Annotated in this window: 23 protein-coding genes and 2 pseudogenes; 16 read left to right on the top strand and 9 right to left on the bottom strand. The window is 68.3% G+C overall.

The annotated features are described in order from the left end of the window. Nucleotides 1–101, bottom strand: a pseudogene (locus N4G66_RS46095) (IS5/IS1182 family transposase); the annotation flags it as partial. A gap of 13 nt (nucleotides 102–114) precedes the next feature. Here N4G66_RS46095 and N4G66_RS46090 point away from each other — a divergent pair. Continuing rightward, complete coding sequence (locus tag N4G66_RS46090) at nucleotides 115–222, top strand: hypothetical protein (RefSeq protein WP_391858960.1); 108 nt, start codon at nucleotides 115–117, stop codon at nucleotides 220–222. A 93-nt stretch (nucleotides 223–315) separates the two neighbouring features. On the opposite strand, the gene N4G66_RS38880 is transcribed toward N4G66_RS46090, so the two are convergent. Further along, entirely contained in the window at nucleotides 316–612 is a 297-nt protein-coding gene (locus N4G66_RS38880) for a hypothetical protein (RefSeq protein ID WP_261709011.1), read from the bottom strand. Nucleotides 613–839: 227 nt separating this feature from the next. Then, nucleotides 840–1,454: pseudogene (locus tag N4G66_RS38875) on the bottom strand (tyrosine-type recombinase/integrase); the annotation flags it as partial. 68 nt (nucleotides 1,455–1,522) lie between these two features. Here N4G66_RS38875 and N4G66_RS38870 point away from each other — a divergent pair. After that, complete coding sequence (locus tag N4G66_RS38870; RefSeq protein ID WP_261709018.1) at nucleotides 1,523–1,816, top strand: hypothetical protein; 294 nt, start codon at nucleotides 1,523–1,525, stop codon at nucleotides 1,814–1,816. 280 nt (nucleotides 1,817–2,096) lie between these two features. Here the strand turns inward: N4G66_RS38870 and N4G66_RS38865 are convergent, their stop codons facing one another. Beyond that, complete coding sequence (locus N4G66_RS38865) at nucleotides 2,097–2,678, bottom strand: hypothetical protein (protein ID WP_261709010.1); 582 nt, start codon at nucleotides 2,676–2,678, stop codon at nucleotides 2,097–2,099. A 792-nt stretch (nucleotides 2,679–3,470) separates the two neighbouring features. Between N4G66_RS38865 and N4G66_RS38860 the strand changes: the two genes are divergently transcribed. From N4G66_RS38860 to N4G66_RS38845, 3 genes are all read left to right on the top strand, one after another. After that, the gene (locus N4G66_RS38860; protein WP_261709009.1) at nucleotides 3,471–3,941 is read left to right on the top strand and encodes a hypothetical protein; all 471 of its coding nucleotides are present in this window, start codon (nucleotides 3,471–3,473) and stop codon (nucleotides 3,939–3,941) included. 280 nt (nucleotides 3,942–4,221) lie between these two features. Further along, on the top strand, nucleotides 4,222–4,854 hold the full coding sequence (locus N4G66_RS38855; RefSeq protein ID WP_261709008.1) for a hypothetical protein: 633 nt from the start codon (nucleotides 4,222–4,224) through the stop codon (nucleotides 4,852–4,854). Between the two features lie 2,903 nt (nucleotides 4,855–7,757). After that, nucleotides 7,758–8,780, top strand: coding sequence for a DUF6215 domain-containing protein (locus tag N4G66_RS38845; protein ID WP_261709017.1), 1,023 nt, complete (start codon nucleotides 7,758–7,760; stop codon nucleotides 8,778–8,780). Nucleotides 8,781–9,453: 673 nt separating this feature from the next. Here the strand turns inward: N4G66_RS38845 and N4G66_RS38840 are convergent. After that, nucleotides 9,454–9,888: a hypothetical protein gene (locus N4G66_RS38840; RefSeq protein WP_261709007.1), complete on the bottom strand. Its 435-nt coding sequence runs from the start codon at nucleotides 9,886–9,888 to the stop codon at nucleotides 9,454–9,456. 934 nt (nucleotides 9,889–10,822) lie between these two features. On the opposite strand from N4G66_RS38840, the gene N4G66_RS38835 reads away from it, so the two are divergent. The 4 genes from N4G66_RS38835 (at nucleotide 10,823) to N4G66_RS38820 (ending at nucleotide 14,508) form a co-directional block, all read left to right on the top strand. Further along, nucleotides 10,823–11,233 (top strand): hypothetical protein, encoded by a 411-nt coding sequence (locus N4G66_RS38835; RefSeq protein WP_261709006.1) that lies wholly within the window; start codon nucleotides 10,823–10,825, stop codon nucleotides 11,231–11,233. Nucleotides 11,234–11,243: 10 nt separating this feature from the next. Next, complete coding sequence (locus tag N4G66_RS38830; RefSeq protein ID WP_261709005.1) at nucleotides 11,244–11,573, top strand: hypothetical protein; 330 nt, start codon at nucleotides 11,244–11,246, stop codon at nucleotides 11,571–11,573. Between the two features lie 350 nt (nucleotides 11,574–11,923). Beyond that, a complete protein-coding gene (locus N4G66_RS38825; protein WP_261709004.1) occupies nucleotides 11,924–13,093 on the top strand; it encodes a hypothetical protein in 1,170 nt (389 codons plus the stop codon). Further along, nucleotides 13,090–14,508, top strand: coding sequence for a hypothetical protein (locus N4G66_RS38820; RefSeq protein ID WP_261709003.1), 1,419 nt, complete (start codon nucleotides 13,090–13,092; stop codon nucleotides 14,506–14,508). Before N4G66_RS38825 ends, N4G66_RS38820 begins: the two co-directional genes overlap by 4 nt. Before the next feature lie 319 nt (nucleotides 14,509–14,827). Here the strand turns inward: N4G66_RS38820 and N4G66_RS38815 are convergent, their stop codons facing one another. Continuing rightward, complete coding sequence (locus N4G66_RS38815) at nucleotides 14,828–16,498, bottom strand: hypothetical protein (RefSeq protein ID WP_261709002.1); 1,671 nt, start codon at nucleotides 16,496–16,498, stop codon at nucleotides 14,828–14,830. A gap of 285 nt (nucleotides 16,499–16,783) precedes the next feature. On the opposite strand from N4G66_RS38815, the gene N4G66_RS38810 reads away from it, so the two are divergent. Further along, nucleotides 16,784–16,969: a hypothetical protein gene (locus N4G66_RS38810; protein ID WP_261709016.1), complete on the top strand. Its 186-nt coding sequence runs from the start codon at nucleotides 16,784–16,786 to the stop codon at nucleotides 16,967–16,969. A gap of 9 nt (nucleotides 16,970–16,978) precedes the next feature. Here N4G66_RS38810 and N4G66_RS38805 read toward each other — a convergent pair whose 3' ends face one another. Then, nucleotides 16,979–17,869, bottom strand: coding sequence for a PhzF family phenazine biosynthesis protein (locus tag N4G66_RS38805; protein WP_261709001.1), 891 nt, complete (start codon nucleotides 17,867–17,869; stop codon nucleotides 16,979–16,981). Between the two features lie 522 nt (nucleotides 17,870–18,391). Then, nucleotides 18,392–19,519, bottom strand: a complete 1,128-nt coding sequence (gene ku / locus N4G66_RS38800) for a non-homologous end joining protein Ku (protein WP_449343326.1) — start codon at nucleotides 19,517–19,519, stop codon at nucleotides 18,392–18,394. A 61-nt stretch (nucleotides 19,520–19,580) separates the two neighbouring features. Between ku and ligD the strand changes: the two genes are divergently transcribed. After that, on the top strand, nucleotides 19,581–20,462 hold the full coding sequence (gene ligD / locus N4G66_RS38795; RefSeq protein WP_261709000.1) for a non-homologous end-joining DNA ligase: 882 nt from the start codon (nucleotides 19,581–19,583) through the stop codon (nucleotides 20,460–20,462). 43 nt (nucleotides 20,463–20,505) lie between these two features. On the opposite strand, the gene N4G66_RS38790 is transcribed toward ligD, so the two are convergent. Then, complete coding sequence (locus tag N4G66_RS38790; protein ID WP_261708999.1) at nucleotides 20,506–21,309, bottom strand: nuclease-related domain-containing protein; 804 nt, start codon at nucleotides 21,307–21,309, stop codon at nucleotides 20,506–20,508. 99 nt (nucleotides 21,310–21,408) lie between these two features. Between N4G66_RS38790 and N4G66_RS38785 the strand changes: the two genes are divergently transcribed. From N4G66_RS38785 to N4G66_RS38765, 5 genes are all read left to right on the top strand, one after another. Beyond that, complete coding sequence (locus N4G66_RS38785; protein WP_261708998.1) at nucleotides 21,409–21,915, top strand: protein-tyrosine phosphatase family protein; 507 nt, start codon at nucleotides 21,409–21,411, stop codon at nucleotides 21,913–21,915. A gap of 112 nt (nucleotides 21,916–22,027) precedes the next feature. Continuing rightward, entirely contained in the window at nucleotides 22,028–22,450 is a 423-nt protein-coding gene (locus N4G66_RS45760) for a hypothetical protein (RefSeq protein ID WP_315903744.1), read from the top strand. Nucleotides 22,451–22,574: 124 nt separating this feature from the next. Next, on the top strand, nucleotides 22,575–23,237 hold the full coding sequence (locus tag N4G66_RS38775; protein ID WP_261708997.1) for an SH3 domain-containing protein: 663 nt from the start codon (nucleotides 22,575–22,577) through the stop codon (nucleotides 23,235–23,237). Nucleotides 23,238–23,326: 89 nt separating this feature from the next. Next, nucleotides 23,327–24,703 carry an FtsW/RodA/SpoVE family cell cycle protein gene (locus tag N4G66_RS38770; protein ID WP_391858959.1) on the top strand — a complete coding sequence of 459 codons (1,377 nt, stop codon included), beginning with the start codon at nucleotides 23,327–23,329 and terminating at the stop codon, nucleotides 24,701–24,703. After that, nucleotides 24,700–26,157 carry a penicillin-binding transpeptidase domain-containing protein gene (locus N4G66_RS38765; protein WP_261708996.1) on the top strand — a complete coding sequence of 486 codons (1,458 nt, stop codon included), beginning with the start codon at nucleotides 24,700–24,702 and terminating at the stop codon, nucleotides 26,155–26,157. Before N4G66_RS38770 ends, N4G66_RS38765 begins: the two co-directional genes overlap by 4 nt. The last annotated feature ends 176 nt before the right edge of the window (nucleotides 26,158–26,333 follow it).

Here is a 26,333-nt window from a genome sequence, read left to right as displayed (position 1 = left end):
CACTGCTTGAGGCGATTGATGCAGCGTTCGACGGTGTTCCGTTGCTTGTAGGCCTCGCGGTCGAAGCCGGGTGGGCGGCCGTGACGGCCTCGCCGTCGGCGGAAACGTCGGCAGATCGCGGCACACGAGCTGGGCCACGCCCTGGGGCTGTGCCACAAGTCGGACGCGGGCGGTCCGGGCTACGTGCGGTCGGGCGCGGCGGGCCGGCGGATCAGGGCCTGACGCCCCGGGCCCTGATCCGAAGGACACGGGACGGGGCGAGTTACCCCGGGCCCGTCGCCCCGGCCGCCGAGATCAGGATTCCCGGCCGGAGAGTCAGCCCTTGAGCAGGTTGTGGACGAGACCCACGACGAGGAAGTAACCCAGATAAGAGGCGAGTACCACGCCCAGCATCGCCAGGAGCTTGACCGGCGTCCCGAACGGCTTGCGGGCGAGGGAGAGGTTCGCGAAGAGGCCCGCCGCCCCGATGGCCCCGCCTATCGCCCCGCCGACCGGCAGCAGGAAGATCGGCACGATCGAGAGGACCAACTGCCACCAGGCGAGCCCTCGGAACTTGGCCCACGGATCCGGCTTGCCGAGCGAGTTCTTTCCGAGGTCGGGGATGTGCTGCATGTGCGGGAAACCTTCATTCTCTTCATCGTGATCATGCTGAACCGTCAGGATGCGGGTGACGGGCCCGCCGGGCAACGACGCGCCGACAACGGTTTACCTACGAAACTCGGCTGCCAACGGCCGGCTCTGCGCCCTTGCCCGCGCATTCGGTCCGGCCTGAAACGTGTCCTTCGGATCAGCCCGCGGTGCCGGGCGCCCCGGGCCTGACCTGATCAGAGAGACACGGCCTAGGTCGCGTCGCCCTCCTCCTCCAGCGCCTTTGCGATCTTCGCGTTGGCGGCTTCCTCATGCCCATCGATGCAGCCGTGGTACCGGCGGTGGATCACCTCCGGGGAGTTGCCGACCCGCCGGGCGACCTCAGCGATCGGGACCCCGGCGTTCAGCCACCGCGTGATGCACGCATGCCGCAGGTCGTACGGGCGCCCGGCGAGCGGCGATTCGACGCGGTCCGGCGGGAGGGCGAACAGTCGCGCTTCCTCCCACACGCGCCAGTACGTGGATGAGCCGACGACGCCCCCACGCTCGTTCCCAAACGCACGCCCTTCCTTGGCGGTCCCGAATTCCTTCAGGTGGGCTCGGAGGATGGCAACGAGGACGGGTGGGATGGGGACCGGGCGGTCGGTGTCGGACTCACGAGCCTTCAGGCCCCGGCGGTCGTGCCGTTCCCCGGAGTCGGTCCACTGCTTGCCCGATACGGGGCGCGTCTCCCGCAGCGTCAACGTGCCCCAACCCTGCTCCGGTAGGCGGCAGTCAGGGAGCCTCAGCCCGACCGCCTCAGCGGGCCGGAGTCCCGCGTAGTACAGGACCCCGTAGAACGCCACCAAGCGGCGCCCGCGACTGCGGTCCCACCGAAGTTGGGGACTGACATATAGGCAGGATACTTTCTCACCTGCCAGCCGGCCAGGATGACGTGTGGCCCTGCGAAGAAGCGCGAGACTTCCTTGAAGACAATCTGCATGGAGCGATCGAGAAGGGGCTAAAATCCGGAATTCTTGCGCAACGGGGCATCGTGCAGCGCAGTGTTGAAGAAGGTGGGGAGCAGGAGCGTCAATTTGCGCAACGATATAGCGAGGCAAGCAGCAGATTGAGCGATGAATGGCCGCGCTTGGCGTCTTCGATGCGTTCGCTTGTCGAGTGGTACTCGTCTCTGGCCCGTCGCGAGGATGAAGAGGCCGAGTTTGGTAGGCGAGGCTTCCTGGAATGAGTCAACGGCATCCGATCGCTCTGCGCGCACCCTCCTCCTAAACACCGCGCTGCAGATGAAAACGTCCCTAATTCGTGATGGGCCGCCAGTTCCGCGGGGTGATTTCTTTCGCCATCCTATGGGCGTGGACGTGGAGGCCCGCCTTCTTCGCCCTTTGAACGGAGGAATCGGCGCAGAAAGTGTCTGTCAGACAATTTCTGAGCCCATACCTTTGCCATCGCGGCGAGGATGCTTACAATGCCGCCGCTTGCTGCGACGATCGTTAGTACCCAGTCCGCCTTCACTGCTGCACCCCGTCTTCCTCAACGCAGAGAAACGTACTAGCGCCAGAAGTGAGCAGCGCCGCGGCGAACATGATCAGAGACTGCTGGCCAACTACGCTGTCGATCTTCTTGTCCGAGTCTGCGCCTGGAGCAAGATACGCAGCGAAAAGCATGATGAGCATGTTGAAGAACGAGACCATGATCAACCTGAATGAATGCTTCTTCTTCAGAATGATCATTGCCTCGCCAATGGCGGATACGGCTAGGCCCATTGAGACGAGGTAAAGCTGCGCCCTACCGATCCACACCCAGTGGTCCACATCATGAGGCCCCGCCATCTGTCGGTCATTCAGATACTGGCCCCCGGTAGGCAATAACGCGAACACGACGGAGAGAAAGAACCAAACGGCCATGCGGGTCCAGATCGCCTTCTTGGACACGCCGCTCTGCGCCTGAGCCCCGCCCAGCCCCTGCGGGTGCACCTGCGCTGGCACAGGTGCACCCGTCTGCGGATTCGCCTGTGCTGGTGCAGGTGCACCCGCAGACGCCGCTCCATGCGACTGGTTGTCGCCACTGGGCGACGCCGAGGTTGATGCCATATGCCACGCTCCCCCTACTGGCCTAATCGGTCGGCCTCACTGCTGTCGCACCACGGTTCAGTCGGTTCCATACTCGCAGCCGTTACGTCTCCGGAACTCCCATACGCAATAAGCTAGTTGAGCGGTCGGAACCGCTTGTCCCTAGGACTTCTGTGCACAGTATGCGATAGAGATCGCCCCTCTTCGGGCGCTCTTGCGGAAAACTCGCAGGTCAGAGCCTGTCTATCCGGCGCTTACGACATGCCCTCCCGAGCCGTGTGCGCAGGTTCGAATCCTGCCGGGGGCACCCTTTACAAGGTGCCCAAAGACCCCGTCACCAGCGGAAACGCTGAGGCCGGGGTCTTCGCGTATGTGCAGCCATATGCCGCCCGAAGCGGCCGTATGTCGGGGTCCGTGGACGAGGCGTGGACGGGATCTTGGACCATCGCCGCAGGTAACTGATGGATTCCAGAAACGGCTGGCTCACGCAACCTCCCCGGCATCGTGCCGCGCTCGGCTGCTTAGATCATCGGCATGACAGACTGGTCTCAGCTTCACCACGCCTACGGCACAGCAGACGACGTCCCGGGCCTGCTCGACGCAGCGTGTCTAAATGCTCAAGACCCCAGCTGGGACGAACTCTGGTCCCGGCTGTGTCATCAGGGCACCGTCTACTCGGCGAGTTACGCGGCCTTGCCCGCTCTGACCGAGATGGCGCGTCAGTGGTCAGCGGTGGACCGGCGGATGCCCCTATACCTGGCCAGCTCCATTGTGGCCAGCACAGATCAGCCGTACGGCGCTGACGATCCTCAAGTGACCTACGCCTCCCAGATATCCGACCTGGCGCAACTCACCGAGGAAGCCCTCCAGGACCCGGGACTCACCGACAACCCCACGACTTACGTGGACTTGCTGGGCACGTTGCTGAGCTTCCAGGGCGTCGAAGTCTGGGGCGAGCAGTTCGACGGGTTGAACGACGAGGAGTACGAGGTGCCCTGCCCCACGTGCGACACGGAGAACTTCATAGTCTTCGGCGAGTACGGCTTCTTCTCGACCACGGACAGCATGTACATGAGGACCTCCACCTCGGCGAGACAGGTGCCGCTGCGACCTCAAGCCCCCGCATCCTTTGAGGGGCTGGCCCAAAAGCTCCACTCCCGCGCACTCACAGACGGCCAGCCGGACATCGCCCGCAAGTTGACCTACGTCTTCGGTAGTGCGCAGTGCGCCGAGTGTGATGCGGTCTTCAGCGTCGAGGAAGCCATCGTCGCCCAGTGGGGCTGATAAGACCGCAGCTACCCGCCACCACGAGCCGTACCGATTGGCGTCATCCCGAGAACAGCAGCCCGAAGCGGCCCTGTGTCGGGGACTGTGGACCAGGCATGAGTGGGATCTTGGGGCATCGCCGCAGGTGACGCACGAATTGAAGCCGGGTAGGCCTGCTCCTCGCTATCGTCCCAGTCTTGGACCATGCCGCGGATGGGGAGCCTGAGCATTGCTGGGGCCGTCGTGCCGTCTTCAGCAACTGCCCACGCGCGGATGAAGGACGAGTTGGGGGGATCTCGTGGATGTGACCACGCTTGCCGTCGCGCTCATCGGCGTCGGGGGAACCCTGGGCGGAACGCTGGGTGGAGCAGTGCTCAGCCAGCGCGTCACCCGGGCGCAGAACCAGCGTGCCGATCGTGAACGGGCAGAGGACCGCCACGACCGAGCGCAGGAAGCCAGACGGGACCTCTATGCCCGTCTGAACACCACGGCTCGCGCTTACCGGGTCGCTGCCCGAGACGCGGTCCGAGCGGCCGAGCGCAGTGAAAGCGTCGAACCAGCAGTCCTCGATGCTGCGAAGGAAGCCTGGTCAGAGCAATACTCCTTGGCGCAGATGGCACTGCCGAAGGACGTCCACCAGATCGCCTCGTCCCTCAACAGGGCGCTCGGAGTCGGGTACATGGTGGTGAAGCAGTTGCCGAGTAGCCCTGACTCGGACAGGTCGTACAACCGGGCCAAAGATTGGTTCAGCGGTCCCCTGTCCGACGGGGTGTATCTGCTCCGGGTCACCCTGCGCCACGACCTCGGCGTCGAGGTCGAGCCTGACTTCGAGCACACACGTACGCGGATGCTCGCGGGGCTCGACAGAGAGCGCAGGAGCCTCGAGCGGCTGCTCGCCTCCGAACAGGCTCAGGCCACCAGGTCTGCTTGACAGGCTTGGTAAACGGCGAGGCACCTGGGCATCACGACAGGAACCCCAAGCCCGGGCAAGTGTTGTCAACAGATGTCCAGATCTGTCGTGTCGGCGTCGGCGGGACCTGGCTCCAAGCCTGGCGATGGCGAGCAACGCTGTACACCTGCTCGACCGTCAACACTCCTGAGAGGGGCGCCAGTGCCGCCACCTCACGCTCCTGGTGGAATTTTCCCTACCTGATCAAGGACCCGCGCAGACGCGGGCCGCGCGCCGCCTCTGCGGCACGGCCCGGCTCCTGTCTGCGCCCCGGCGGCGCGCTACGTGCAGCGGCATAAGCGAGGAAGGCATCCGCCGGTCAAGTACGTGCCTCCGGCGGGGGCGCGGTTCGCGGGTGCCGGCCGTGAGTGGCTGGGGAGGGTGGCGGGCTGGTGGAATTGGCGCTACGCCTTCCCTGGCTTACACCTCGGGCACGGGGACATACTCGCACGCAGGGCTCGGTACAGCGTGATCCGCTCTGGGCGGTTAGTGGGACGGCAGCGATTATCAAGGCCCGTGTGATAGATGGTGCCTCGCCCGTACGGGCCGCTGGGTCTGTCCCGCCACTGTGACACGACTACCAGTGTTTCGAGTTGGGTCAACTCCGTATGAACCTCATCAAGTTCGGCTGGGAGTTCCTGCTGTCGGACACTGAGGCGGGCGCGCGTGGCAGCTTCGGTTTCCATCAATCGTTCGGTCCCTTCACTGCGGCCCGTTCAGGCGCCCGTGGCGTGACCGGCCTGAACGCATACCCCGAAACACAAGTCCGTCCTGCCGATGGGCAAGGTGATGGAGCCGATCCTCCGCGGTCTGCCTTTCAGGATGGCGCACGTCGTTCTGTGCCAGGGAAGTCCGGAGACGGAGTCCTGAGTAGACCTGTGAGCGGTACAGCAGCGGAGTGCAGCAACCACAGCAACCGGCCCCGCCCAGCAGTGACCTCGGGGGACCGCAGGGTGACCTGCATGACCGCCGTTGACCGATCTCTGCAGAGCTACGGATCAGAAGGTTGTGAGGGGGTGCAGAGCCATTCGATTCTGTCTTATGAGAGATGGAAGGTTGAATTCGGATCTAAAAACCTCAAGTCTTGCTCAGGGATCATCTCGCATGACGCTAGGCAGGCTATTTCGCCTGTAGGTTCAATTCCGCAGCCACCGCCCAGTCAAGGTAGGTGGCAGGGCTACGGGGGATTTTCTATGAATCGGGTAATTGCAGTAACGGCTGCTGTCGGCGCGCTGGCCTTGGGCGTTCTGAGTTCCGGTACGACTCAGGCTGCGCCTATGACTGACCATCACGGCGGCGTGACTGCAACCAGTGAGCCGGGGCTGTTTACACCGACTGCGCACACCCTCATAAAGCGGGGCGGTGTCACGTCCGTGGTCACCAGCGACAGCAAGCTGATGCAACCGGCCTTCGACAATCAGTGGAATAGCTAATCATTACTTGACGCTACAGAGAAGGGAAGCGAGTGACGGCGATCCGTGCAACTCAATTCGTTGCTATAGGAATTACCGTTTCCCTTGCCGGCGTCGCGTGCTCGGCGCCTTCGGGTGGGTCTGCACGCCCCACCCGAAGTGGCTCAGCGCAAACCGTAGCCCTAAGCTCCTTGCCACGTGTCAATCTCACAGGCAAGGTCTCGGAGATCGCCAATCCTGTACTGTCTCGGGCTGGCGGCCGGGCCATTGCTCAAGCCCGGAGCGGACCAGACTATCTCCTCGCCTACACGACCGGCCGTAAGTGCGGACTCTTGGCGGTCCGCCCAGACAGCCCGTACCCAGTCCAACTCCAGATCACTGCAGCCTGGCCTGAGAACACCTCCGACGGGTCGACCCGCCTACCTGGCGGTCCCTACCTCACCGCGACGAGCAGATCAGCCACACCGGGAACCTTCGCTTCACTGCACTGCGGTATGAACAGCGAAGTCATCGAATACTCTTCCCGCGCCACCGGCACCGCATCCGGGGAATCGAACGGCCCCGTCTCCGTGGTCAAGCCCAGCAAGGTCAACGTTCCCCTCATCGTTTCTGTCGGCAGCGCTGACACACGGCACGACGTCACTGCACACTTCAAGAACGTCCAGAGATAATGCGTGGATCACCTGGCGTGGCAATCAAAAACAGACCATCCGATGGACAGCTGAGCCAAAGGCCGCGCGCAGGGGATTCAAGCGGCTTGAGACGGCCGATGCGCAGGAGACGGCTCGACTCAACTGAGATCTACGCCGCGCCTGACTGGGAACAGGTCAGCTCTCAGAGTCACTCGCGGATGGCGGCCTTCGCTCCCTCCTCAAGTCGCCGCGAATACACGAGGGCGCAGGAGTCGGAGGCGACTTCCGATCGCCTCGCTCAGGCACTCTCGCGACACACCTCCGACACGCTCCGCGTCACCACGCGCTTTTAATCGGACTCCGCCGCAGGCAGAGGGATTTCAAGGGAGCAAACAGGCAATCACTCGGGAGCCGTGTGCGCAGGTTCGATCCTGCCGGGGCACAGAAGCCGGACCAGCGCGATCGACCCGCTGACCAGCCCAAGTGCCAGACATCGAGAGCCGGGCCCAGTCCTACTGGTCCGGCTCTTTGTCGTTGTTACGCACTGATCGCGAGTGAGCAGCGAGCGGGTTTCAGGTGCCTGAAGGCCGGTAGCGGACGGCGGGTCACGGGCGTGCCGTGGGTGTCCGAGCTCAGGGCAGTGGAGTGGTCCAGAACAGGGCAGTGGAGTGGAGTGGTCCAGGACATCGGCAGCTTTGGCTCAGTCCTGGCAGCGCTGTCGTCCCGATGGCCGATCTCGGGATCGTCGGATTGGCGTCTCCTGCTTCGGCAGGCCCTGCACGTGCCCGGAACTGTGGCTTCCATCATGGCGAATGTGATCTTGTCCTGGTGGGATCGCAGGATGCTCGGTTTCCTCCTCCGTCTCCTGCCGTTCTGGGTCCGCGAGCCCCTGCTCATCGCGGTCGGTTCTGTTCTCGGCGTACGCATCATGTATCTCGCCGTCCGCGATCACGATCGGGTCGCGGCCGGTCTCGGCGTGGTGTTCCTCGTGTTCACCGCAATACGCGTCTACGCGGTGGTCCGGGCCCTGCGCGCACGCCGGAACCCGAGTCCGACAGCCTCCGCAGACGGGGCGGCAGTCGGTGCTGCCACCCAGGCCCAGGCCCAGGCCTACCCTCAGCCCCGGGCCGGAACCGGGCCGCGTCCCGGCCCGGGCACTCCGGAGAAGGAGCACAACCCCTGGAGCCAGGCCGTCGCGGCCGTGGCCGTGTTCGGGGCACTCGCGGCCGCGCTGTGGGTGGCCCCACGCTTCATGCCGTCCGACGACAACGCCCCGCAGCCCGCCTCGTGTTCGGGCGAGTCACACGAGGAGCTTCCGAAGGTCTACAAGGACACGCCCCGGCCTGTGACCGGTGAGGAGCTGTGCAAGGCGCTCAACCGGCCGGACCTGGCCAAGCTTCTTGGAACGCCTGGAGAGACCGCGACCAATGTCTCCGGCACCGACAACACCGCTCCTCTGACTGATGAGAAGGTCGCCCAGCCGGAGGCCGAGGTCACGTTCGACACGTACACCGTGAACGTCTCGGCCACTTACAACGAGCTGTCGACCGACCAGTACGTGAAGCTGATGAAGTTCGGGGATGAGACGGACATCAAGACGCTCAAGGTTCTCGGTCGACCCGCGGTCCTCTCCTCGGATCACACGATGAAGATCGAGCTCAATCTCGGGAGTGGCCGATCCAGCGGACCGGTCGAACAAGGTCCCCTGGCCAGGACGCTGTCCGTGGCCCTGGACCGTAATGACCGAGGCGGCTACTGCGACATCACCGTGTGGAGCAAGTCCGGAGCCCTCCCGAACGACAGCGTTCTCCTCAGCATCGCCGAGAAGGTTCTTCCGAGGATTCCCGAACGACCTGTCCGATGAGACGCCGAAACATCTCGGCGAAAAGAATTCGGTCCAGTCGCGCCGCCGGCGACGGCATCAGTGCCAATCCCACGAGCGCCAGAAGCAACTGAAGGGTGTTCCGGCGGGCCAGGATGTTCACGTCACGGGCCCTTCGACGGGACTGCGTGGAACGTCCACGCCAAAAGGCCGCTACGGTGAATTCGTCGGGTTTTCCATGACGTAACCGCCGCCGGTCTCGGCGGACACCCCCCGGGGGCGTGATCCAGGCCCGATCGACCATGCGTACCCGCCCCCGGGGTCGAGGCCCGTAAACGCCGTTCACCGCCGGAGCCCACGTCCCGATGCCATCGACTCCCCGGGCTCCTCGGCCAGCGCGACAGAGCCCCGACACAGTGTGGTGCCATAGCGACACGGTCCGGCTCCCGCACAGGTCAGGTGGGACGGGGTTCGATCGAGGCAATCACTCCCGAGTCGTGTGCGCAGGTTCGAATCCTGCCGGGGCACTCGCCGGGGATCAGCAGAAATCAAGCGCCGACCGTGGCCGATGCCGGCATGAGAGAGCGGGCCCAGTCTCACCGGGTCCCGCTCTCCGTCTGCGCAAGGCCGGCACGACCGCCCGTACGCGGGTCCAGCGGCGTCGGCGCGTTGGCCACGCAGGGTGCGCGGGGGCGCTTCCGCCCCTGCGTACCGGCTAGTTGTCGTTGAGGTAATAGTGCGTGGACTGGTACTTGTAGTCCGGACCCAGGTAGACCGTGACGCCGATCTTGACGTTCTCAGGGAGGTCGTACACGCCCCCCTGCGAAGCACTGGCCGAGACGCATGATCCCTCTCCGCCCGAGGCGGTGAGGGTGTAGCGGGTGTCATAGGCGCCGGGGACAGTCTGCTCCTCGTTGGCGATTCGGACCCGGGGAGCGTATCCGTCGGCTGCCGTGTCGCAGACCGAGACGTGGTCGCCGTGCTCGGCTATGTAGACCGTGCCACCATTGTTCGAGTCCGTGGTGGTCCACGTGTGATCCCAACCGCCGCTGGGCGGATCAACAGTTGCCGACGCCGAAGTCGCGGTGGCGAGTGCTCCGCCGGCAAGCAGAACGGTAGTTGCGGCCAGAGCCGCGATCTTGTGGCGCATCACATGTCCTTCCTTATGCTCACTCGGGCAGTCCGGCGAGCAACAGTGACCCTACGTCAGATGGACCAAAGGTGGACATATTTTTCGATCATGTTTTCTACCGTGACGTCGAACACGCCGCCAACCTCTCTGCGTACCACGGCAGTTGGCTGGACGATGAGGCAACTCGCCCTCAAAGATGGGCTTTTGGGGGTGGATGAGACCGAAGACGAGGGTCCGTCCACGGACGTGGTCGGAGCGCCCGCCGGTCTTCCGGTGTGCTGGGAGGGATCGGGCCGCGCCAGGTCGCGGCGCGCCTGTCGTACGTGAGCACCGATGGACACGCGCTGATCGACCGCCGTCTGCACCAGGTGAGACATGGCCGGTGAGGCATCGCCGGTGACGCTCGCCATCAGGCGCCGGGCTCGAACAGATCCGGAGCGGAGAGACGGACTACGTCCGGCCGAACCGCGCCCACCTCGATCAGCCATCGGGGCAGGAGACGCCGAGTACGGCGGAGCAGGACCGCTGGATCAGGAAGTCGCCCGCCGAGTCGGTGCGCGGCGACGGGCTTTCGGACCGCACCTGGCCATTTACCGCGTTCGGCAAGCCACTGGAGGCGGAGCCGCCGCCCGAGGGCGAGCTGCCGGATCCGGGCGGCTTCGGCGGCTGAGTGGGCCTCAGGTCCTGCCCGGCCCGGTCAAGTTCAAGATGGACAACTCGCCGTATCGGTTCCACTCCAGGGCGTGAGCATGGTCACGCGGAGATTCCTTGCACCTTTAAATCCCACGAGGAGAGCATAAGTAGGCCTACAGAAGACATAAGGAAGATTCGAGCACCGAAAGGCGAAAACGTGCGCGCTACGCATTTACGTAAATCCACCGCTGCCTTCATCGCGGCAGCAGGAGCCGCTGTCCTGCTCACCGCACCTACACCTGCGACCGCATCCACCGGGATGCCCGCAGCAGCCACAGTGAGCGCGTCGAACCCCTGCCGGTCACAGCACTACTCAAAGGTCGCCTACACCTTCTGGATCGGCCCGAAAAGGATGCCTCTGCGCTGCGGAACGCAGACCTGGGGCTACAACCACATAGTTGCGCGCGGACGCTGGAGCACCAGTTTCAAGAACAAGATAGGCGACACACTCTTCAACGGCTACGAGAAAAGCCCCGGGGTGTACTACCGGTACAAGGTGGGCACCGGCTGCTCCCCGAATCCGAGGAAGAACTTCAAGGTGGTCGTCAATAAGGGCCCCCTGGGAGGGAGGCCGGGTGGTCTCACACCCCAGGGAATCATCACGGCCACGGTAGAGTACACAGCCCGGCCCATAGCCGCACCTTCAGCGAGCGCAGAGACAGTGTGCTGAGAGGACCCATATGGCCACCCCGGAGCAAGTAAGGGAAGCACTCACTCAAAAGCTTTCAGGACTGCAGAGCCAGGGCGGAGGGACCTCTCTTGAAGTCCTTGAGGTGAAGGTGCCGTCCGTCTTCCCGAAATTGCTTCTGAAGATCCGGGTCGGCGTCTCCGGGCAGCTTTGGGAAGTCTCACTCGACTATGAGGGCCATGAAGCGAGTCTGGTGAGCGGAGACCTTGCCGAGGACACTCTGGATTACCTCGTGTTCCTTGTACGCACCCACCTGTTCGAGTGGTGGCACACAAAGGACACGGAGAAGTTTTCAGCGCGCATGGGGAAGAGACTGGACTGAAACGCCCGCCGCCTACCGCCCGGCGGCCCGGATCACCCGAACCGGGTTCCTGCCCGGGTGATCCGGCCGGGGCGCAGCAGCAGACGCCTGGTCGTGCGGCTTCTGGCGGAACTGCCTTGTGGCGTACGGCGGTTCCCGACCTCGGTGTCGACACGCCGACGGATCTCACCGGGGACGAGTACAAGGGTGTCCACGGACTACGTCGCCGAGGGGCTGCCGGCGACGGGGCCTGACGCCCGGGCACGTACAACCTTCGTACGGCGATCTTGGTCTCATCGTGCGAGCACACCGTCCGGTGGGCCTGCTCCAAGGGGCCGGCCCACCGACGTTCCACGACGTACGGAGGGCCTGTGCCCCGTCGAGAGAGTCACACCCGCGGGCAGCGATCCGGCCGCACCGCGCTGCTCGCCCTGGTGGCCGGTCTGCTGATGGTCCTGGGGACACCGCACCTCGCCGCCGCCGAGGAGGACAAGCTCCGCTTCGACCGGGCGGTCGAGAAGGTCACCGCGGCCCCGGGGGCGTCGTTCGACCTGCCCGGAGGATTCACCAACGGCACCGGGCGGACGCTCGACACCCTCTATCTGAGGGTCCACCTCGACCGCTACCTCTCCTTCGCCGACGAGTTCGGCAACTGCTGGTACCAGGAGGACGCTGAGACCTTGCTGGTCAACAGCATGATCTGCCGACTGGAAGGTACGGTGCGGCCCGGCCGGTCCTACGATCTGGACCTCGGCGAGGCGAAGGTCGACAACGCGTCGGGCGGCGGGCACATCTCCTACGGAGCAGGCACCGACGACGAGTTGCCGAAGGGCGCACGCCGGGGCACGGGCCGGACGCTGGCCTTCACCGAGCGCGGCCACCCCGACCGGCACGTCCGGCCGGCTCCGGCCGCGTACGACGTGGTGTCGACCCGTGTCGAGGTCGACACCCCCATCGACCTCTCGGTCAACGAGGTGACCCTGCGCGGCAAGCGGGGAGACGCCGTCAAGGCCGACTTCTTCTTCTTCAACAACGGTCCCGCGGGCGAGTGGGCCGTCTTCGACGACGAGGAGGACAACGAGACGGCGGTCGTGGTCAAGCTGACGGTGCCGCCCGGGCTGACGGCCGTCGAGGCCCCGGACTTCTGCCGGGGCGAGGAGCGCGGGCACACGGACAAGGGCGCCCCGGGCGCCTCCCACTACTACTGCTGGCAGCACCGTCTCGACAAGAGCCGGACCATGTCCCCGGGTCAGTTCGAAAACTTCCCCTTCGTGTTCCGCATCGACCGGGCCGACAACAGGCCCGGCAGAATCCGGATGGCGGGGTCCATCGGCCACGGGGACAGCGACCTGTCGAACAACTCGGCCGCCATCAAGGTCGACATCGCCGGCGCCCCGGGCACGCCGTCGGTCTCCGGGGGCGGCGCCCCTCTCCCCTACGTCCTCGCAGGCGGCGTCGCCGCGGGACTGGCGCTGGGCGGCGGCATCCTGTGGCTGCGGCGCCGGTCCGCGGCCGCCCGTACCCCCCGGGAGTCCCGATGAATCGCATCCCCCGACGCCCGCGCAGCCTCACGCTCGTCGGCACGGCCCTGATCGTCGGTGCCCAGCTGGTCACGGCATCGGCCGCCGCGGACACCCGGCCCGACGCCACCACACGCCCCCTGGTGGTCGTCGTCGACAGCCCGACGAACGAGATCCAGCCCCAGTACGGGTCCGGCTACTCCAACGGCATCTGGGTGTCCAACGTGGAGCGGGCCGACCTCACCGACGTGACCGTGACCGTCGACGCCTCCGCCCTGAAGGGCGTCTCGGACGACGTGGACGTGCCCTGCGACGCCGACGGCGACCTGATCGGCGTCTGCCACGGCATCGGCCCGGTCAGGAAGGGCGTGCCCGTCCGGGTCGGAGCGGTGCGCGTCGGCCGCCCGAAGACCTCGACCGTGGGCACGTTTCATCAGGTGCGGATCACGGCCACCGCCGGGGACGGCTCGCGCGGCATGCAGCGGTACACGGTCACGGTCCCGGAGACCGGGCCGACGTTCGACCGGGGGACGAACGCCCGCGAACAGCTCACCCCCGGCGGGACGCTGCCGCTGCCGGGCGGCTTCACCAACTTCACCCGCGCCCCTCTCCCGGCGGTCCGGGTCGAACTGACGCTCTCGCCGGGCCTGTCGCTCACCAAGCGGTTCCGTAACTGCGTGTGGGTGAGCTCGGAGACCCGCTCGACGACCGTGAGTTGCAAGGTGCTGGGCCCCTTCGAACCGCTGGCCTCGTACGACCTCGATCTCGGCGCGGTGCGGGCCGACGTCCATGCCATGCGGGAAACCATCGGGTACCAAGTCAGATCGATGCCGGCCGACGCCCGCCTGGTGCAGATACCCCTGGGCAACGAACGGACGGGCGACGGACCCGACGAGCTGACGGCTGTCCCCCGGTCCGCTGCTCCCACGCACATACGCACGGACGGGACTGTCTGGCAGCCGCTGGACACCGCCGTGGACGTGGCCAATACCGCGGACTTCGCCGTCACCGGGACCACCCTGCGGGGCAGGCCCGGCGAAGTGGTGCGGGCTGAATTCACCGTGCGCAACCTCGGGCCCGGTTCCAGGAACCCCACGCAGAAGGAGGAGCTGAGCAACTACGGCCAGTTGTGGCTGTCCGTGCCTCCGGGCGTGACCGTGGTGCACGCCCCGCCCACCTGCTACGGGTACAGGACGAACCGGCCCTCCGCGCGATACAAGGACATTGTGGGGCTGGGCAAACCCAAGGGGCGGGGTTACGGCTGCAGGGGGACCATCGGGCAGTTCCTCGCGGTCGGGAATGAACTGCGGTACGCGTTCGAGTTCCGCATCGAGGCGTCGCGGGACCTGCGGCCCGGGTCCGTCACCACGATGTACCGGGAGGACGATCCCCACCCGGAGAACAGCACGGCACGAATCGAGGTAGAGGTGCGGTAGGAGCAGGGGGAGGGGAGGGCTTCGCGAAGCCCTTCCGGCCCAGTGCGGCCGATCAGAAGTCGCTCGGCCATCAGAAGCCGCTCGGCCGCTTCGCGCTCGCTCTCCGCGAGAAGGGCTTTCGCGTCCGTCGCCTGTCCGTCCGTCGCCCGTCCGTCTGCCGCCTGCCCTCTGTCGCCTGTCGCCCGCCGCTCCCGGGGCTCGTGAAGTCGGACAGCGACACGGCCATGGTTCCCCCGGATCGTGCGCCTCGGCCGGTGCCGAACAAGGGTTTTCATGGCTGCGGTCCGTGCGACGGAGCAAGCCCCGGGCAGCGGCGCGCTCAGGTCCGCCGCCGCCTGCGGGCCGTAGTGAACAGGACCGTGCCGAGGCCCGCGGTGAGGACGCCCGCCGTTCCGGCGATCCACGGGGTAGCTCCCGCTCCCGTGCTCGCCATGGATCCGGTCTGCCCGGAGGTGGACGACGTGTCGTGGGCACCCCCGGCGGACCCGGACCCGGACCCGCCGTTGGAACCCGAGCCGGACGAGCCGCCCGTCGTTCCTCCGGAAGACCCGTTCCCGCCGCCGGAACCACCGGTACCACCCGTCGAGCCCGGCTCCTTCACGGTGATGGCGGCGGTGTCGTTCCTCGTGTTGCTGTCACTCTCGGGCAGCACCTCCAGCGACACCTTGCCGGGCTTGAGGGCCGACACCTTGTCGACGCGCAGGCCGAAGGACCACACGAGACGCTCGCCGGGACCGACCCACCAGTCGTTGGTCTCCTCCCAACACTCGTAGCTACGGCCACCGGGCTCGCTCTTGCGGCTGTTGACGGTCCGACACCGCTCCGGCACCTTCACCGCGGTCGTGCCCGGGGGAATGGTGACCGTCGTCCACACCGAGGGATCTTCGATGGGCCGACTGCCGTTCCAGGTGGGCACACCGCCGGGACCGTTGTTGCGGTACCCGACATCCACCGTGACCACGTCACCCGGTCGTCCCTCCGCCGAGGCGCCGAGGGCTTGGATGTCCGCCGTGTTGTCGACCGTGTAGAAGGTGCCGCTCGGGCCCACCTGCGGCTTCCCCGGGGGTGCGTCGTCCGGGCGCGGCACGAGCTTCAGCTCGGGGCCCCCGCCGGGGTGGACGTCGGTCATCCTCTTCAGCTCGTCCGTACCGCCCGGCCAGCCGTACCACTTCACGGTGCGTGCGTCGTCGTCGATCCTGAGCGGTCCTGGGGACACGTCGTAGGAGTCGCCCACCTCGATCGTGTCGTCGAAGTGACAGACCGCCGCCGCGAGCGCCACGTCGGTGACGTGCCTGGCCGGGTCGCCGTCCAGGTCGATCGGCAGCTTGCCGTACTGGCAGTTGCTGAACTCCTGCTTGAACGACGCGTGCGAGGCGTACATGAAGAAGTCGGTGCCCTTGAGCGTGTTCGCGCCGAAGTAGGTGAAGCCCTCGCCCGGACGCACCTCGGCGCCGGGTTTCACCTTGCCCTCCCCCTCTCCCGTGACACGGTCCTGGACGAGCCCGCTGTCCTTGATGTCGACCTTCCACACCCGTTCGGTGATCGCGGCACCGTCGGCCTGTCCGCTGACCCGGATCTCGCCGGTGGTCCCGCCCCGCGCACCCTTCAGGCTCCGCGCCCGGAAGCCGCCGAGCCGGGTCGTTCTGCCGGGTGCGGGAGCGTCCTTGCCCTGACAGACCAGGACGCCCTCGGTCTTCTTCGCGCATCCGGAGAAGGGGGCGGCGACGTCCACCACTCCGCCGAGCGAGGTGTAGTCGACGGTGAGCGTGTACGACGTGATCTTCGTCGTACCCGTGTTGCTCAGCGTCACGGAACTGCTCGGGCCGGTGTCCGTATAGGGCTCGGCCTTCACGGTGTAGTCGCCGGAATCCGCGGCGACCTCCAGCCCCGCCCCGACGGCGACGGCACGCCCGGACGGCACACCCACCACCGCCGCGGCCACCGCCAGCACCCCGGCCGCGGCCCACACCCCGCGCCGTACTTCGCTCACCCTCACGAAACCCCTCCGAAGACCAAGGACACGCGCCGTGAACGGCGCGAGAACATTCGCCTACCAGACAGGAGATCGAAGAGTTGTACGGGCTTCGAACTCGACCGGTGCGGACCGGTGCCGGGTTGACCGACCGGCACAACCCGCGGCCGGCAGGGCGCACGGATCACGTCCGCTCGCCGACCGCGAAGATTTCCCGGCCGCTCTGCAACCCCGGGTGTCGGCGCCCCCTCTTGAGGGGAAGACCGAGGCGTACGAACGAACCGGGGGAGATCCGTGACCATCATGGTGCTGCTCGGCGTCCTGCTGCTCGTCGTCGCGGGGTGCGTGTGCGTGGTCTGGGATGCCAGAGGTGGCCCGCGATGGGTTCGCGTCGTGGCCGTCGTGACGATCACGGCCGGCGAACTGCTGAGGTACTCGGAGAAACACCGCCGGCGTAACGACGGCCGCAGCCGCAGCGGTCAGGACTGAGCGGCGCGGTCAGACCCCGGGCGCGTTCCTCGTGTGGTCGACGCTTGCCGTTCCGCCCAGTCGGATTCGCGGTCCCCGGCTGCCGGAGTGGGCCGTGGCGGTGATCGTGGCGGGGCTGCCGAGTGCGTCGCCCATGTCGATGGTGAGCTCGGCGGTGCCCTGTCCGGCCAGGTGGGCGGCCAGGCAGGCGCTGCTGTTGGCGTTGGCGATGTCCTCCGGGACGCCGATCGAGGGTGCGAACATGCGGGCCGCAAGGGAGCCGGAGGGCGACGGCGGGGAATAGACGTACGCGCCCAGCAGGCCGAAGCGGTCGCAGGCGTCGCGGAGCCGGTCGAGATCCGGGGTCAGCGCGGCGAGCGCCGAGCGGTCGGGAACGGGAACCAGGAGACGCTCCCTTCCCATCGCCGCCACACGTACGTCGGGGCCGGACTCGTCCGGCGCCACGCCCAGGGCGGTCAGGGCGAGGGCTCGCTCCGTCCCGGTCGGTTCGCGCAGGTCCACGGGGCCGGGATCGAAGGCGGCGGCGAAGTGGGCCCCACGCGGTTCGGACCAGCCGTCGAAGACGCGTCCCGATGTCCGGAGGGTGGCCCGCCAGGGCTCCGGGGCACCGTTCCGCGAGGCGAGGTACGCGAGGTACGCCAGGGCGGCGACCGTTCCGTGGCCGCAGGCCGGCAACTCCCCCTCCGCGGTGAAGAAGCGCAGGTCCACCATCGGTTCGCGGGTCTCGCCGGGGTGCACGCGGACGTAGACGGCGTGCGAGGTGCCCGCCTCCACCGGCACCCGGCGCCGTTCCGCATCGGTCAGGGTCGGCCGCGCCTCCTCCAGCACCACGGCGGTGGGGCTTCCGCCCGCGCCGTCGCGCAGGCAGGCATGGACGAGTGCCAGGGGCGGCGCGCTCATCGGCCGTGACCTGATCGGCCGCCGGGCCTCTCGGACCGCTCCGCGCATCGTCCCGGCCTTCCGGGCGACTCGTACCGTCCTGGCATCCCGAGCAACTCCTCGCATCACTCCGACCCCTCGGGCACCTTCGCCTCACCCCGGCCGCCCGGCCGACGTCATGAGCGAAGTCCGCGCACCCGGGCGTCTTCCGTCTCGCCCACTCCTGCCCACTCCTGCCCACTGCCAGCCGCTCCCCCCGGCCGCTCCCGCCGTCAGTGTGGCGCCGTAGCCCGTATCCACGTCCCGTTCCGCGGTGTGGGCGCCCTGCTGGAGCTGGAAGCGGGATCCGACGGGGCGCTGGGCCGGCGGAAGGCGCCGGGCTCCCGCCGAGCCCACGCGGGCCGCGTCGGATGTGCTGCCGCCCAGCACGGTCGCTCCGGGCCCGGTCCCCCGTGACCGGGCCCGGAAGCCGGAAAGGCCCGGGAGACCGGGGCGGCGTGCCCCTCCGGCTCCCGGGCCGGCACCCCGGCGCGGGGACATCGGTCAGGCGGACGCCCTCTTGCGCGGTGCCGTCTTCTTCGTGGACGTCTTCTTGGCGGCGGTCTTCTTGGCCCCCGTCCGGGAGGCCGCCGTGCCGCCGGACCGCTTCGCGGCGGTCGTGCCTGTCGTGCCGGTCGTCTTGGCCGTCGACTTCCTCGCCGTCGACTTCCTCGCCGTCGACTTCCTCGCCGCGGTCTTCTTGGCCGCCGGCTTCTTCGCCGTGGACGTCGACTTCTTCCCGCCGACCTCCTTGGGCGCCGTACGGGCCGACCCGCGGGCGGCGGTCTTGCCGGACGGCAGCCGGGTGACCTCGGCCTCCTCGCCTGTCCCGGTGTCCTCGTCGGCCTCCTCGCCCCGCGACTCCTTGGCCGCGCGCACGCTCTTCTCGAGGGCCGCCATCAGGTCCAGTACCTTGCCGCCGGTCTTCTCCCCGGTGTGGGCGGCGGGCGCTTCGTGCCCCTCGGCCTTGGCAGTGACGAGTTCCTCGACGGCCTCGCGGTAGTCGTCGTGCAGGTCGTCGAGGTCGACCTCGCCGAGGGTGTCCATCAGGGCGTCGGCCAGGTCGACCTCCTTGTCGCGGACCGTGATGGCGGCGTCCGGGGCGACCTCGTCGGTGGCGCGGATCTCGTCCGGCCAGAGCAGGCCGTGCATGGCGATGACGTCGCCGACGACGCGCAGCATGCCGAGCCGCTCCCGCCCGCGCAGCGCGAACTTCGCGACGGCCACCTTCCGGCTGCGTTTGAGGGCCTCGCGCAGCAGGACGTACGGCTTGGCGGCCGGGACGCCGTTCGCGGACAGGTAGTACGCCGTGTCCATCTGGAGCGGGTCGATCCGGTCCGCCGGGACGAAGGCAACGATCTCGATGGTCCGGGCGGTCGTGATGGGCAGCGAGGCCAGGTCCTCGTCCGTGATCGGGATGAGTGTGCCGTCCGCGTCCTCGTAGGCCTTGCCGATCTCCGCGGTCGAGACCTCGCTGTCCTCCAGCTCGCAGACCTTGCGGTAGCGGATGCGACCGCCGTCGTCGAGGTGGATCTGGCGGAAGGAGATCGCATGGCTCTCCGTGGCGTTCACGACCTTGATGGGGATGCTCACCAGGCCGAAGGAGATGGCGCCGTTCCAAATGGATCGCACGTGCAGCACCCTTCCGATCACTTTGAGCCATTTTTGTGCCATTTCATGGGATTGTCATGGTATGACGCCGATCACGGAGGTGGAGGGCAGAAGGCTCGCGCTCACCAATCTCGACAAGGTCCTGCATCCGGCCACCGGCTTCACCAAGGGCGAGGTGCTGCACTACTACGCCACGGTGGCGGACGTACTGCTCCCGCATCTGCGGGACCGGCCGGTCTCCTTCCTGCGCTATCCCGACGGGCCGGACGGGCAGGTCTTCTTCACCAAGAACGTGCCGCCCGGTACGCCCGCCTGGGTCGCCACGGCCGAGGTCCCGCACACCGAGGGGCCCGCGCGCATGGTCCTCGTCCAGGACCTGGCCTCACTCATGTGGGCGGCGAACCTGGTGACGGAGTTCCATACGCCGCAGTGGACGATCGGCACGCCCGGGACCGCCGACCGGATCGTCTTCGACCTCGATCCGGGGGCGCCGGCGACGGTCGTGGAGTGCTGCGAGGTGGCGATGTGGCTGCGCGAGCGGCTGGCCGGCGACGGGATCGAGGCCTGCGCGAAGTCGTCGGGGTCCAAGGGGCTGCATCTGCTGGCCGCCGTCGCGCCGACACCGTCCGCCGACGTCAGCGCGTACGCGAAGGAGCTGGCCGCGGAGGCGGAGAAGGTGCTGCCCCGGCAGGTCGTGCACCGGATGACACGGAGCCTGCGGCCCGGAAAGGTGTTCGTGGACTGGAGCCAGAACGCCGGCCGCAAGACGACCGCCACTCCCTACACGCTCAGGGCCCGGGCGGCGCCGACGGTCTCGGCGCCCGTGACGTGGGAGGAGGTCGAAGAGTGCGGGTCACCCGCCCAACTGGCCTTTCAGGCAACGGACATCGCGCCCCGCGTGCAGGAGTTCGGCGACCTGCTGGCCCCGCTGTTCGACCCGGAGCTCGCGAGCCCGCTGCCCTGAACGGGGCGACGAAGGACGTGTGCGGGCAGCGCCCGGATCGTGTTCACACCCGCAGCCAGGTGTGCCGGTCGCGGGCCATCGCGTGCAGGGCCTCCACGTCCGCCGGCTTGAGCACACCGCCGAGCCGGGCGAGACCCACGAGGTCGGTGTCCAGCAGGACGCGGACCTCGCGCGGGGGCGCCGGTGTGTCGAGGCGGGCCGGGCCGACCACGGCGAGGACGGCGTGGACCTCGGCCGTCAGGGCATGGGACGCGCGGTCGGTGTCGGCCCGGATCCGGCGGAGCAGCGGACGCGGTTCGCGGCGGCCGACGGTGACGGTCGGGTCGGCGACCAGGACGCGCTGCTTGCGGGCGTACAGGGCGTGTACGCAGAACAGACCGGCGGGGCCGATCACCAGATGGTGGATGCGGTCGCCGCCCGGGAGCGCGACCGAGTGCAGGGTGTGCCAGCCGCCTCCCTCCAACTGGTCGAGGGCCGCGCCGACGGCCTGCTCGGCGGCGAGCGCGCGGCGGCGCGGGTCGGGGCGCAGCCGGTGCGCCGGGCCCGGGTCGCGGTCGAGGTCGGTCAGCAGGGCCTCGCCGGGCCGGTTCGGCGCGAGGTCGTCGTCCGGGTGAAGCGTCAGCCGGGCCAGCTCGGCCGGAGTCGGCACCGGCGGCGGCCCGACCGTCACCGGGCCGGTCAGGAACGGGCCCAGCGCGACGAGCACGTCCTCGCGCCGTTCCTCGCTGAGCAGATTGACCCTGGCCGTCTCCCGGTCGTACCAGGCGACGTTTCTCCCGTCGGTCAGGCACACGTACAGGCGCTCCTGTCCGTGCCGCCAGGCCGGTATGACGCGCAGTCCGTTCATGCACCATCACCCCATGACCATGGGAACAGGCGGGGTGCTCCAGGGGCAAGAACCCGGTTACCTTTGGCAGGAGTTGGGGGAGTTGGGTGGGAGGCGCCGTTGCGGACTCGTAGAAGGTATCCGGAGGTTCCGGCTCCGGACAGCCCGTGGAGTGAGATCGTGCCCGGCCTGTGGATGGGCGGCCATGAGTTCGAGGGGCATTCGGGACAGCCCGAATCCGCCGTCGTACACGATGAGTTCGACCTGGTCCTGACGCTTCTGCGACTGCCGGGGCACGGACCCGACCCGGGGGTCGAGCACCATGTGTGGCCGATACCGGACGGACCGTTGGACGGTACGCAGCTCACAGGGGTGATGCGGCTCGCGCGGGCCGCCGACGACGCGCTGGAGGACGGGCGCCGGGTGCTCGTCCGCTGCTATCACGGGTACAATCGCTCGGGGCTGGTAGTCGCGCACGCGCTCACGCTGGCGGGGCACAGCGCCGAGGACGCGATCCGGCTGATCAGGGCCCGACGCTCGCCCTGGGCGCTGCACAACGAGCTGTTCGTGGAGTACCTGCAGGCCGGGCTCACCACGGCACGTCTCCTCGAAGAACTCGCGGAGTAGGAGCCGGGAAGCCAGGAACCGGGAGCCAGGAGCCGGGCACTCGCGCGGCAGGACGGGGATCCGGGCCTGGTGACGGTTGCGGACAGCGGCGGTCCGTGCACGGCCCCGGCTCGTGCACGGCCCCGGTCCGCGCACAGCTACGCCCTGCGTACAGCCACGGCCCGCGCACAGCCACGGCCCGCGTCCGGCGGCTGCCCGCGCATGGCGCCTCCCCGCTTCCGCGCTGCCATCGGAGCCGCTGTGGCCGCCGTACTGGTGGCGGCCCTGGCGGGCTGCGGAGACTCCGGCGGGTCTGCACGGCGCGGGCGCGACCCCCACCGCCCTCGGCCCGACCATTCTGTGGCCGCGGCTGCCGCCCGCCTCGACGCCCGCGATCGACTACGGCGAGGCGGACACGGAGACGGTCAAGGGCGTCACCGCGCCCGGCGACGACGCCCACAAGGTCGATCCGGTCGCCGTGGTGGGCAGGCGGAGGTGCTGGGCGCGCGTCTGGCGTTCGCCAACGCCCCGGACGGCGGAGCGGTGGCGACGCTGACGCTCCCTCAGCACGGGCGGGAGGAGCCGGGCATCTCCGATGGCGGAGTGTGACCTGCGCTCCCCGGCTCCCGATCCTAATCTGGCGATAAGTCAGGTTCATTCCCTTTCTGGAGGAGCCCTCCATGTCCCTGCGGTCCACATACACCCGAATCGGTATGGCCCTCGCCGCCGGCAGCCTTGTCGCCCTAGCCGGTGCCACCCCCGCCTTCGCCGACGGCGAGGGCGGCACCGGCAGCAGCGACAATCACCAGTGGAGCAACAGCGGCGATGGCGGAGGCGACGGCCACCAGTGGAGCAATGGCGGCGACGGCGGTGACGGCCGCGAGCAGGGCGGAGGCGGGGGTGGCGCCGGCCAGACCTCGAACAACGGTGGCGGCGGCAACGGCCACACGTGGAACAACGGTGGCGGCGGCAACGGCCACACGTGGAACAACGGTGGCGGCGGGGGCGGCCACACGTGGAACAACGGTGGCGGCGGTGGCGGGGGTGACGGCCGCGAACCGGCGAACGGGAACGGCAGGGGCGACGGCGTCGGCCAGAACAACCCGCGCCTGTACCAGGGCAGGATCACCGCCCGCGGCGGGCTGGCCCTGCGCAGCTCCCCGACCCGCGGCAGCCAGCTGATCCGGGTCGCGCGGCAGGGCGAGATCGTCTCCATCTTCTGCAAGACCTCGGGCCAGACCGTCGAGGGCAACCCCCTCTGGTACCTCCTCACGGACGGCACCTGGGCCTGGGGCGCCGCGCGCTACATCGACAACATCGGCCCGTCCCCCCGCTGGTGCTGACACCCCGGCGCCGAACGACGGCGAAGCGGACCGGCCCGTTCGCCATCGCGTAACGGGACATCGGGTCGCCCGCTTGCTACGTTCCGGACATGATCCTGCCCGGAATGTCCGGAACGGCCGTGGCGGCGGAGCCGGCCCCTCCCGCTGAACTCCTGCCCAGGCGCCGTGGCATCGAGCTCACCCTCATCGTCGTCGCCGTGCTGCTCTGCGTGTACGGCTACTGCGCCGTCGGTCTGGCCAGGAACGGCACCGTCCCGCCCGGCGCCGCCGGATACGGCGCCGGGCTCGGCGTGCTCGCGCTCCTCGCCCATGTCGCCGTGCGCCTGAGGGCCCCGTACGCCGATCCGCTGCTGCTGCCCATCGCCGTCCTCCTCAACGGCCTGGGCCTGGTGCTGATCTACCGGCTCGACCTGGAGACCCCGGCCGACCAGGCGGCGCCCATCCAGCTCATCTGGTCGACGCTCGGCGTCGCGTTCTTCATCGGCGTCGTACTCTTCCTGCGCGACCACCGTGTCCTGCAGCGCTACACCTACGTCTCGGTCGTCGGCGCACTCGCCCTGCTCGTCCTGCCGATCTTCTTCCCGGCGGTGAACGGCGCCCGCATCTGGATCCGGATCGCCGGATTCTCCATCCAGCCGGGCGAGTTCGCGAAGGTGCTGCTCGCGGTGTTCTTCGCCGGCTACCTCGCCGCCAACCGCAACGCGCTCGCCTACAGCGGCCGCCAGATCTGGCGGTTCCGGCGGCTCCAGCTGCCCACCGGCCGGGTACTCGGCCCGATCGTGGCGATCTGGCTGCTGAGCGTCGTGGTCCTGGTCCTGGAGCGGGACCTCGGAACCTCGCTGCTCTTCTTCGGCCTCTTCGTGATCCTGCTCTACGTCGCCACCGGCCGCACCGGCTGGACCGCGATCGGGCTGCTGCTGGCCTGTGCCGGCGCGGTCGCCGTCGGCCGTCTCGAACCGCATGTGCACAGCCGGGTACAGGACTGGCTGGACCCCTTCGCCTCGATCACCGCGGGGCAGGGCCCCAACCAACTCACCCAGTCCCTCTTCGCGTTCGCCGCCGGCGGCATGCTCGGCACCGGCCTCGGGCTCGGCCACTCGATCCTCATCGGCTTCGCCGCCAAGTCCGACTTCATCCTGGCGACCGCGGGCGAGGAGCTCGGACTGATCGGCCTGTCCGCGATCTTCCTGCTCTACGGCCTCCTCGTGGAACGCGGCTACCGCGCGGGCCTGGCCCTGCGCGACCCCTTCGGCCGACTGCTCGCGATCGGCCTCGCCTCGATCGTGGCCCTCCAGGTCTTCGTCATCGCGGGCGGCGTGACCGGCCTGATCCCGCTGACCGGCATGGCGATGCCCTTCCTCGCACAGGGCGGCTCCTCGGTCGTCACCAACTGGATCATCGTGGCCCTGCTGATCCGGATCAGCGACTCGGCCCGCGGTCAGTACGACGGGACACCGGCACCATGACCAAGTACATCCGCCGGGCCATCGGACTGTGCGCCGTGCTGCTGGTGGCGCTCCTGGTCAACGCCGCCCGTGTCCAGGTCGTCCAGGCACCGTCGTACGACCGCAACCCCGCCAACCGGCGTCTGGCCATCGCCCGTTACGGCCAGCCGCGCGGCGACATCGTCGTGGACGGCCGGACGGTCACCGGTTCCAGAGACACCGGCGAGCAGCTCCGCTACGAACGGACGTACCGGGACGGCCCGTTGTACGCGCCCGTCACCGGCTTCGCCTCGCAGCTGTACGGGGCGACGCTGCTGGAGGGCACCGAGGACGGCGTCCTCTCCGGCGCCGATCCGATGCTCGACCCGTTCCCCCTGCTGAACGGCCTCACCCGGGCCCGGAACCCCGGCGGCAGGGTCGTCACCACACTCAACGCGGCGGCGCAGCGCGCGGCTTATGAGGGTCTCGGCCCCCGCCGGGGCGCGGTCGCCGCGATCGAGCCGTCCACCGGACGGATCCTGGCACTGGTCTCCACGCCGTCGTACGATCCCGCGCTGCTCTCCGGGACGGGACCGGCCGTGTCCGAGGCCTGGGCTCGGCTGAACGGGCAGGCCGACAAGCCGATGCTCAACCGGGCGATCCGGCAGACGTATCCGCCGGGGTCGACGTTCAAGGTGCTGACCTCCGCGGCGGCGCTGGACTCGGGCGTGGTGGACGATGTGGACGCGCCGACCACGTCGCCGAACCCCTACCGGCTCCCCGGCACCACGTCGAGGCTCACGAACGAGATCGAGGGATGCGAGAACGCCTCCCTGCGCTACGCCTTCACCTGGTCCTGCAACACGGTCTTCGCCAAGCTGGGCGTGGACGTCGGGCTCGACGACATGACGAGGACGGCGGCGAACTTCGGCTTCAACGACCGCAAGCTGCGCATTCCCTTCTCGGTGGCGCCCAGCAACTTCGATCTGCGGCTCGACAAGGCGCAGTTGGCGCTCTCCTCCATCGGCCAGTTCGACACCCGCGCGACTCCGCTGCAGATGGCGATGATCTCGGCGGCCGTCGCGGGCGACGGTTCGGTCAGGACGCCGTACCTGGTGGAGAGGACCACCGCACGGGGTGGCAGGACGCTGGCCACGACCGGCCCGCGGACTCTCCACCAGGCGATGACCGCGTCCACGGCGCGGCGCATGCGCGAGCTGATGACCGACGTCGTGGAGAAGGGCACGGGAACCGTGGCCGCCATCCCCGGCGCCATCGTCGGCGGAAAGACCGGCACCGCCCAGCACGGCATCGGCAACTCCGGTACCCCGTACGCATGGTTCATCTCCTGGGCGCGTGCCGAGGACTCCATGGAGCCCGCGGTGGCCGTCGCGGTCGTCGTCGAGGACGCGGCGGCGGACCGGGGGGACGTCACCGGCGGCGGGTTCGCGGGGCCGATCGCACGGGCGGTGATGGAGGCGGTCCTGGGGTCGTGAGGGGCGGGCCTGGGCGGATGAGGGTGGGGCAGCGGTAGGCCGGGGGTGATGGGAGGGGACGGGGTACGGGTGGGTGACGGGAGGGGACGGGGTACGGGGTACGGGTGGGTGACGGGGAGACAGGGGTGAATGAGGGGAGCGCGAGGGGCGTTCTCTCATTGCGTGAGACGGGGGTG

Source organism: Streptomyces rhizosphaerihabitans (genome assembly GCF_025399795.1).
Lineage (GTDB): Bacteria > Actinomycetota > Actinomycetes > Streptomycetales > Streptomycetaceae > Streptomyces > Streptomyces rhizosphaerihabitans.
This window is presented reverse-complemented; position numbering and strand designations above follow the sequence as displayed.